The sequence below is a fragment of the Armatimonas sp. genome (assembly GCF_043760365.1).
In the GTDB taxonomy this organism is placed as follows: Bacteria; Armatimonadota; Armatimonadia; order Armatimonadales; family Armatimonadaceae; genus Armatimonas.
In genome coordinates this window covers 1-4,726 of the sequence record NZ_JAYUPA010000456.1, presented here as the reverse complement: position 1 = coordinate 4,726, position 4,726 = coordinate 1, and the positions used below count along the sequence as shown (strand labels likewise).

At 60.1% G+C, this 4,726-nt stretch carries 4 protein-coding genes and 1 pseudogene; 4 read left to right on the top strand and 1 reads right to left on the bottom strand.

All coding sequences use genetic code 11. The features are described from left to right. The 4 genes from ACH2EH_RS10735 to ACH2EH_RS10720 all read left to right on the top strand — a co-directional run. On the top strand, positions 1–879 hold an 879-nt coding region (locus ACH2EH_RS10735), incomplete at its 5' end, for a WecB/TagA/CpsF family glycosyltransferase (RefSeq protein WP_395141526.1). Positions 880–1,034: 155 nt separating this feature from the next. Then, the gene (locus ACH2EH_RS10730; protein ID WP_395141523.1) at positions 1,035–2,411 is read left to right on the top strand and encodes a hypothetical protein; all 1,377 of its coding nucleotides are present in this window, start codon (positions 1,035–1,037) and stop codon (positions 2,409–2,411) included. 54 nt (positions 2,412–2,465) lie between these two features. Then, the gene (locus ACH2EH_RS10725; RefSeq protein WP_395141521.1) at positions 2,466–3,131 is read left to right on the top strand and encodes a hypothetical protein; all 666 of its coding nucleotides are present in this window, start codon (positions 2,466–2,468) and stop codon (positions 3,129–3,131) included. Between the two features lie 18 nt (positions 3,132–3,149). After that, complete coding sequence (locus ACH2EH_RS10720) at positions 3,150–4,397, top strand: NAD(P)/FAD-dependent oxidoreductase (protein WP_395141519.1); 1,248 nt, start codon at positions 3,150–3,152, stop codon at positions 4,395–4,397. A 5-nt stretch (positions 4,398–4,402) separates the two neighbouring features. Here the strand turns inward: ACH2EH_RS10720 and ACH2EH_RS10715 are convergent. Next, a pseudogene (locus ACH2EH_RS10715) lies at positions 4,403–4,726 on the bottom strand (hypothetical protein); the annotation flags it as partial.

Here is a 4,726-nt window from a genome sequence, read left to right as displayed (position 1 = left end):
GTGCCCGTGTGCATCGGGGTTGGGGGGACCTTTGACTTTCTGGCGGGAGCGACCGTGCGCGCCCCCGAGTGGATGCAGAAGTCGGGGTTTGAGTGGCTTCACCGGCTCTGCCAGGAACCCAAGCGGCTCTGGCGGCGCTACGTGCGTGATATTGTCCAATTTGCGCGCTTTATCACTCTCCAGCTCTGGGTAATGCGTCGCCGCAAGCGCTCGCAGGGGAAGGCGCGGGTCGCGGATATTACTCTAGGCGACTGTACGGTGATCTCGCTGGTGGGCTCGCTCGACAGTAAGCAGCTCGCGAAGTTCCAGGCTAAGGCGGAGCACGCGCTGAATCTGCCGTCGCACTTGGTGTTAGATCTTCAAAATACAACGGACATGGACAGTGCGATCTTAGGGACACTGCTCAACCTGCCCAAGCGCGCCGCGTTTGTGGGGCGGGAAGTGCGTCTGGTCGGGGTGCCGTCGCATCTGAAGAGTGTCTTGAAAATCTCGCAGGCGCAGTCACGGCTACGGGTGTACCAGACCTTCACCGATGCCCTGCGCGGCCAGTTGCCGGAGACTCTGGAAGTGCGCACGACACTACGCGGCAGCTTGGCCGCTCTGGTTCTAGATGGCGCGGCCAACGAGGAGAACCGCCCGTATCTGGAGCTCCACCTGCGCCAGCTTCCTAGCTTTCTGGACCATGTCGAGCTGGACATGCGTGAGGTAGATTTCTTAGACATCGGAACCCTCGCGCTGCTCCATCGTTTCGCGGAGGAGCGCAAGAAGTTCGGGTGCGACGTGAGCCTCATGCCAGGTGAGGCCGTGGGGCGCCTGCTGGCCCGTGAAAAACTCACGATGGCCTTTGATGTGGTCAGTACCCTCTCCAAAGCCGCCTGAGCTCATCCCTCTCACTGCGGTTTTTTGCCAGCCAGCACACGAATTGCAGCGCACGCTCCATTATGCTATCGGCCTTCTGTCTCATAACGAGCATTGTGCCCGAACTTGCGCTACCTACGCAACCAAAGACTCTCGCTTTGGGTTATAGTCAGAGGATGAATCGCCGTCAACTTTTTCTTACCACGGGTCTGCTTGCTGCCACAGGGGCGCTTGCCACTGCCCGTCGCCTCCAGTCGTTCAATCGGTCACCGCGCCTTGTCACCACGAAAGAGGGGGTGTATCTCTTGGGGGCCATCGAGCCGGTGCTGACGGGAAAGCTCACCTCCCTGGTTGCCTCACCAGAAGGACGCTTTGTCTTAGTCACCCAGAGCCTTCGCCCGGAGCCCACCCCAGAGGACAAGTTCCCCCTCGGGGAGAGCAAGCTCTGGCTCTATGATGCACGTCGGCGCACGACGAAGCTCTTGCATCGTATACAAGACGACACAGCAACGGGAGTGCGTCACACGCTGGGCGGTGCAACCTGGTTTCCAGGAGGTAAGAGAGCCGTGGTCTCACTCCTGATCCAGAAGAGCGACGAAGACAAAGAGATCAGGGTGAGCTATGCGCTGGTGGACATCGAGCGAAGCAGCCTTCGCTGGCTGAGTCTGCCTGCGGATATTCTCTGGAATGCCCAGCCTGTGCCCGGCACATCGCTTCTTCTGTTCCAGGGCTACAGCCTCAAGAACCCCAAGGGCAGTGCGCTCTGCTTTCTCTCGCCCGAGGGGCGCTTCACTCCCACTACCCAGTTCACGACCTTGTTTCCCAATCTAAAAGGACTGAGTGCTGACGGGAAGAGTGCAATCTTTGTGGAGTTTGCTGATGAAGCTCCTGAGAGTAAATCTATGCCTAAAAAGCTCTGGAGTGAGGTGCGAATCCGGGATGCACAGCTCACATCCCTCACCGAAAAGCCTGGGGACATGCAGACAAAAGAGCGGCTCTATGCACCGATAAAGCTACCGCTGACCCTGCATAAAACACGGGCAAAGCTCACCAGCATCTCGGGGAGGGCGCAGGAAACCAGTGCGCTCTGGCTCGATGCGACCGAGCTAGGGACGGAGAAGAAATATGCCCAAGCATTTGTCGCTGCCGAGTGTGACTTCCCCCAGCTCCTGGCTGATCTCTCCGCCGTGATCTTTGTCCGCGACGGAACACTCTATGCCCAGCCGCTGGCGGCGCTGGATCGCCTCGCCTTCGAGAAGCTGCTGAAGGAGCTAGCACTGAAGAGTGCCAAACAGATCGGTACTGGACTAGTGATGTACGCACAGGACTACGACGAGAACCTGCCCCATGATCCCTCCGGCATCAAAGACGCGATCCTTCCCTACGTCGGCAACAACGAGGCGTTCTCGGATTTTGTCTACTCTTACAGAGGTTCCACGGAGCTAAGCAAGCAGGGCAAGCTCGGTGAGACCGTGCTTGGCTACATTCCAAGCCCAGGAGGACGCGCTGTGATCTATGGCGACGGGCATGTCAAGTGGGAGCCAACGCTCTAGGCACCAGGCAGCACAATACTCCGAATCCGCAACTGCTAAAGGTACAATAGCAACATGGCAGCAAGACCACGAGGCATCTGTAGCTACTGCGGCGAGGAAGTCGCCAAGCAGAGTATTGGCAAGCACTTGGAAAAGTGCGCGAAGCGAGAGGCGGCGATAGACACGGCGACCGGGAAATCCGAGACGCTTTTCTATCTGCGGGCCGAGTCCGCCCACACAAAAGCATTCTTTCTCGATCTTGAGGTGCGCGGCTCCGCAACTCTGGAAGACTTGGACAGGTATCTGCGCACGATCTGGCTGGAGTGCTGCGGCCACCTGAGTGAGTTTGCCTACGAGGCGTGGGAGGACACGATTTCTCCCTCACGCAAGGTGGAAAGCGTTTTCAAAACGCAAAAAGAAGTCACCCATCTCTACGACATGGGCTCTACCTCGGAGACGACGCTTCGGATGATGGCCGAGCGCAAAGGGGCTCCGACCACCGAGCATCCCCTCGTACTGATGGTTCGCAACAAGATTCTCGAGGTAAGCTGCGAGGAGTGCGAGAATCCCGCCCGCTGGCTCTGCTCGGAGTGCATGGCGGAAGAGGGCGAGTGGGTTGTTCTGTGCGATGACTGCCTGGAGCCACACGGGCACATGACGGACTACTCACCCGTGCTCTTGGTCAACTCGCCGCGCCTGGGAATGTGTGGCTACGACGGCCCCGCCAATCCCCCCTACTAAACGGCGAAGGAGAGAGAGTTGACGGTTTGTATTATCGGCGGAGGAATTATCGGGCTTTGTTCGGCGTGGTACGCGGCGGAGCGTGGCTTCGATGTTATCGTTTTAGAGCGCAACCCCGAGGGAAGCACGAGCTGTTCGCTGGGCAATGCGGGAATGATCGTTCCCAGTCACTTTGTGCCGCTCGCCGCGCCGGGGATGATGCTCTATGGTCTGAAGCAGCTCGCCAACCCGGAGAGCCCGTTCTGGATTCGCCCCAAGCCCACCAAAGAGCTGGTGGACTGGGGGCTGAAGTTCATGAAGTCCGCCACGCAGGAGCACGTGGACCGAAGCGCACCTCTGCTACGCGATCTCAATAACCTCAGCCGGGCGGAGTACGAGACGCTCGCCGAGGCGTTTGGCAATGAGTTTGGGCTGGTAAAGCGTGGCCTGCTCATGCTCACCAAGACCCCGCATGCTCTTGAGGAAGAGACGGCGATGGCGGCAAAAGCTCGTGCGCTAGGCATTCCCGCCGAGGTACTGACACCCGAGGAGACGGCGAAGCTCGATCCAAATATCACCATGGAGATCGCCGGGTCGGTGTACTTTCCCAACGACTGTCACCTCTCGCCGAGCAAGCTGATGGCCGGACTCGCGCGGCGACTCAAAGAGCGCGGAGTGCGCTTTGTCTACGGCGCGTCGGTGGCGGGCTGGGTGACGACAAAGGGGCGGGTGGCGGCGGCACTGACCCGTGTGGGGCAGTTCGAGGCTGATCAGTTCGTGCTGGCGGGCGGCGCGTGGAGCCCCGAGGCGGCGCGTGGCCTGAGTCTCACGCTCCCGATGCAGGCGGGGAAAGGCTACTCCATAACTCTGGAAAACCCAAAGCAGCTTCCTGAGATCTGCTCGATTTTTGTTGAGGCACGCGTCGCCGTGACCCCGATGGGGGGGACGTTGCGGGTGGGGGGAACCATGGAGATCGCGGGCAACGATCTCTCGGTGAACCCACGCCGCGTCGCGGGGATCGTCAAGTCCGTGCCGCGCTACTACCCCGCGTTCTCAGAAACGGACTTCGCGGGCTTGCCCACGTGGAGCGGCCTGCGCCCGGTCAGCCCCGACGGCCTGCCGTATCTGGGGCGGCCTGGAAAATGGAGCAATGTGATTGTCGCCACGGGGCACGCGATGATGGGGCTCTCGCTCGGGCCGGTGACGGGTAAGCTCGTGGGGGAGATGCTCGCCGGAGTGCCGCTCAGCATTGCGCTGACGCTGCTTTCCCCGGATCGCTTCGCCTAGCGACTCTAGATTTCTAGCTCAATAATCGTGACATCGTCGTTTTTGAGGGCACCGCTGTCTCTTGTGCCTTTGAGCCAGGCGGGGAAAATCGTGTCACGGGGAATGAGGTTCCAGGGCTTGCGCTTGCGCTCGTACTCCAGCAGGAACCAGGCGGCGACGGCATCACTCAGGACGAACAGGCGCACGGGGGCGGCGGGGAGCTTGGCGGTGAAACGAATAATTTCGGGACGGTCTTTCAGGGCAGCGGGATCGGTGGCAACCAGGCCGGGGTGGGTATTGAACTGCCGGGACTTGGTGAGGGGAAAGGCATAGTGCAGCATGTCATTCAC

Coding starts and splice junctions, on each gene's coding strand:
- ACH2EH_RS10730 (WP_395141523.1), top strand. CDS start 1,035: ATGAATCGCCGTCAACTTTTTCTTACCACGGGTCTGCTTGCTGCCACA.
- ACH2EH_RS10725 (WP_395141521.1), top strand. CDS start 2,466: ATGGCAGCAAGACCACGAGGCATCTGTAGCTACTGCGGCGAGGAAGTC.